Origin of the sequence: Mesorhizobium sp. M7A.F.Ca.US.005.03.2.1 (assembly GCF_003997795.1) — a bacterium.
Taxonomy (GTDB): domain Bacteria; phylum Pseudomonadota; class Alphaproteobacteria; order Rhizobiales; family Rhizobiaceae; genus Mesorhizobium; species Mesorhizobium ciceri.
This window is the reverse complement of sequence record NZ_RZRP01000675.1, coordinates 1-3,518: the sequence shown is the minus strand read 5'-3', so window position 1 is coordinate 3,518 and position 3,518 is coordinate 1. Positions and strand designations below refer to the sequence as shown.

Genomic DNA, 3,518 nt, shown 5'->3' with positions numbered 1-3,518 from the left:
GGCATGGGGCAGTATACATAAGCTTGATTTGCGCCACCCTCTGCAGGCACTGACGTCTGAACAATGGTCGTTGGGCGCCATAGCCCTCGGCGGAAGTAGCTCAACGCTCAATTTTTCGAGTTACCGAAGCGGCCAATTCTCTGTTTCAGAAGGACCGTCAGTGCGGATAATCATGGACGTTGGGTCATGGGATGACAGTCTCTTTATTAACAATCCAGGTCAGTCGGGTGTTCCGATCTCAAGTCATTATCGTGACCTCAATCACGATTGGCAACGGGGCGAATACAAGCCCTTGTTATATTCAGAGGAGTCCATACGGAGGGAGCTCGAACATAGGGTCGTCCTGTCTCCCGCTGACTGTTGAGGATGCGACAGTATAGGCCGCTTACCATTGTAGCAGGAACATATCGGTCGAACTCACCTGGCGGCAAGGTGAGGATCGACACTTTAGCGCCCGCCGGCCGACTTTGATATTGACAGCGGAACGCCCGGCCGGAATCTGGATGCGCTTGTGGGGCAATGATCCCGCTGGTGTGCGGCGACCACCCCTGATCGTCACGAGCAGGGCCGTCGCGGCCTCCAATAATGTTGCAGGAGACTTAGAAGCGGGATGTCCCGCATTGGCAATTGCTCTGCCTTGGGGCCATAGGGAAGAGGGGTAAGGTGCTGGCCCGACCACCGGAGAGCGCGTCTGTTACTACAAGGCTCGATCGCGGCCGCATCACGGCCCTCGGCGGCTGCCGATAACGCGCGCTTCGGGCGCTACCAGTACGCATTGGCGATAATCGCATCTGCTGTAGGAGAGCACTTGATTCGAGACTGACAGTGCGACGGTCAACAGGGTTCGCTATCATTGTCGAGCCGAGTTCAAGAATGGACACATACCTCAGGGAGGACCTTTCAGGGGGCAGACCATTGTCTGTCTCCTCATCCGAGAAACAAGCTAACCTCGCAGAGAGTGGCATCAGGGCAACACGTCATTGTCCTTCGATGCGACTGAATATCGACGACTTCAACGCGGCTTGCCGCCTTCGCGTATAGCCGCAGGACCTTGAATGCCGGGAACCAGCCGAGAAATGTTGGCGGTGGGTGAGCGCCTTTCATTTTTCAAGTCCGCTACATTCTGTCTGTCATATACCCGAAGGCGGCGATGCTTGTTGCCCGCCCGATGTGGTTAGCAGTTGACGTGCCTTCTTATGTATCTTCATTCAGCCTGCGGTGGCACGCTGGCCGTTTCGTTGAATGGCGGGGGAAAAAAGGCGTTGATGACTCAGGCTTGCGTGGAGCACTCGTGGGGCGCTCGATTGACAATGTTATTCGTGGAGAATGCTTTCCTTTGTGGAGGAGGATGATTCTCTCGTCCAGTTCCTTGTCGGCCTCGGTAAGGCGATGATTCAGGCGAAGGTAGTCGGTCCAGGTCGGCGTACGGAATGTCTCCGTCCATAGCACAGGCTCCTGAAGGTTGCGCTGGAGAGTCCAGTGCCGAGCACCAACGCGACTCTGTACATGCCGGCACCCGCGCATGGCGAGGAATTCTTCTAGATTTTCCACGAGTATGAGGTACTCGACTTTGACCACGATGGGGCCGCTTCTCGGCTTGAGACTGAGGGCGACTGCCGGCGCGTCGAATTCCTCCAAAGGGTCGGGCTCGGCCTCGCGACCCTCGCGAAGGGGAAACAGGACGCCGCTCGCAATGGAAGAGGCAGTGCCAGAAAAAGGGAGCACGCCGCACAGGCGACGCATGCCAGCGTCATTAGTTGCTCTTCTGACAAGCTCCGTCTTAATAGGCTGTTGGCGACGCCAGCCATGACGGCGCCTGTGCCGAAGCCGGCGATGATGGTGCCATAGGCGAGCGGTCCTTCGCCCAGCTGATCGCGGACAACCAATGGCAGCAGTGCGAGTATGGCGATGCCCGACAGGCCAAAGAAGGTTCCGCGGGCGATCGCCGTCTTGATTTCCGATGACATCGCTGTGAAGCGCAGCCTGTCATAGATGGCCGTCCTCATTGACTCACGTGGGAGAAGTGAGGAGCGAACCTTCCATTTGCATCGCCATATGGTGACCAAAGGGATCATATAGGTGAGTGTAAACATAGCGAAAGCCGTCATAAGTCCGAACGACGCAATCATGATGCCGCGAGCGCCGGTCCCACGGTCCGTGCAGTGTTGAAGCCAATGGAGAGGAGGGTGACGGCAGCGGGAACTTCGCGTCGGTCCACAATATCGCCAACAGAAGCCTGCCAGGCGGTATCGTTGAGCGCGGCACCACTTGCGATCAAGAAGCTGAAGCCGAAGATCATCCACGGGGCGATAAAGCCCAGCACCACTGAAGCCGTAGCATCGCGGATGCTATTACCATTAGGCATCGGCCGGCGAACATGACTCTTCGACGGCTGAAGTTGTCGGCGAGAACCCCTAGCGAAAATGGACAAAATGAAAGCGGGCAGGTTAGACGAAGCCTGCTCGAGCGCAACCATCAGATCGGAGGTCGGAACCGTTGCCATTAGCCAGCTGATAGCAACGGTCTGCATCAGCCAGCCAAGGGAAGAGACTTGAGAGGCTAAACCAGATTGAGCGAAATGTCGTATTCCTGAGCGGCGCAAACGTCTTCGGCGAAACTACATCCGCATCTGCGCCCGCCGCTTTGCTCATTGCTCCGACCGATTCGGTTCCGCCAAGCTTAACCACTTCGCGCGACACGATCCTCTTACACGTCGGATGCGCCAAATGCAGTCTTTGTATTAGTGTCATCTGGTAGCGAGATGCGGAGGTGGCGGCGGAGAGCCGTCGCTGGTGTCGCAGCGGCCTTACATCAGTGCAAACATGCTGTTGCGTGGCGCCGGCACAGTTCCCCCGGCGTCGGCGGCTTCGCCGGCAAGAATGCGAAGGCGCGCCGACTCGCTGCCAAGCTCAAGGTCGTCAGCATGGTTCTTCTGGCCGAGGCTGACGAGCTTGCCGAGCAACTCGGCGCCTTTGTCGGCGATCCTCTGGCGAGAACAAAGCTGTCGGAGACCAGCGTTGCCTGCATTGAGCGGCCGATGAAGGCACTATGCGCATCTCGCTGCGAGATGCAGCCGATATAAAAACAGCATTTGACGCTAGCCGCCAGGAAAGGGGATTGTCACCCCGCATGAGCCGGCGAAGCTTTTGTTCAATTTCGAACATGGACGCGATCGCGCGTTTTGCGCAACCAAACCACGACACACTGATTGAGGTGAGATATGGCGACGACACGCTCCGCAATTCCTCTGACTGGTGTACCGTTTCCGATATCAGAGTATGAGCGCCGGCAAAACAATGTGCTGGATGCGGTTGCTACGGCAGGCTTGGACGCAATCGTAGTAACGGCGCACGGCCACTTGAAGTATCTCAGCGGCTACGATGGGAGCGGTGGATATTTCGCGCCTTTCCCTCTTATTCTGATGCCGGGTCGGGTCCCGATATTTGTTGTCCGAGAATATGACGAGCAGGCAGTACGTTCATATAGCTGCATCGAGGAAATTGAAACCTATACACATC

At 56.9% G+C, this 3,518-nt stretch carries 2 protein-coding genes and 1 pseudogene; 1 reads left to right on the top strand and 2 read right to left on the bottom strand.

Going from position 1 to position 3,518, the window contains the following annotated elements; all coding sequences use genetic code 11:
- Positions 1 to 1,194 precede the first annotated feature (1,194 nt).
- Together EN991_RS28110 and EN991_RS40015 are read right to left on the bottom strand one after the other, a co-directional pair.
- Positions 1,195 to 2,651: pseudogene (locus EN991_RS28110) on the bottom strand (MFS transporter).
- Between the two features lie 155 nt (positions 2,652 to 2,806).
- Positions 2,807 to 2,962, bottom strand: coding sequence for a hypothetical protein (locus EN991_RS40015; RefSeq protein ID WP_164548527.1), 156 nt, complete (start codon positions 2,960 to 2,962; stop codon positions 2,807 to 2,809).
- Between the two features lie 258 nt (positions 2,963 to 3,220).
- Here EN991_RS40015 and EN991_RS28100 point away from each other — a divergent pair.
- Positions 3,221 to 3,518 (top strand): aminopeptidase P family N-terminal domain-containing protein (locus EN991_RS28100; protein WP_206519269.1); only part of this gene is annotated, 298 nt, incomplete at its 3' end.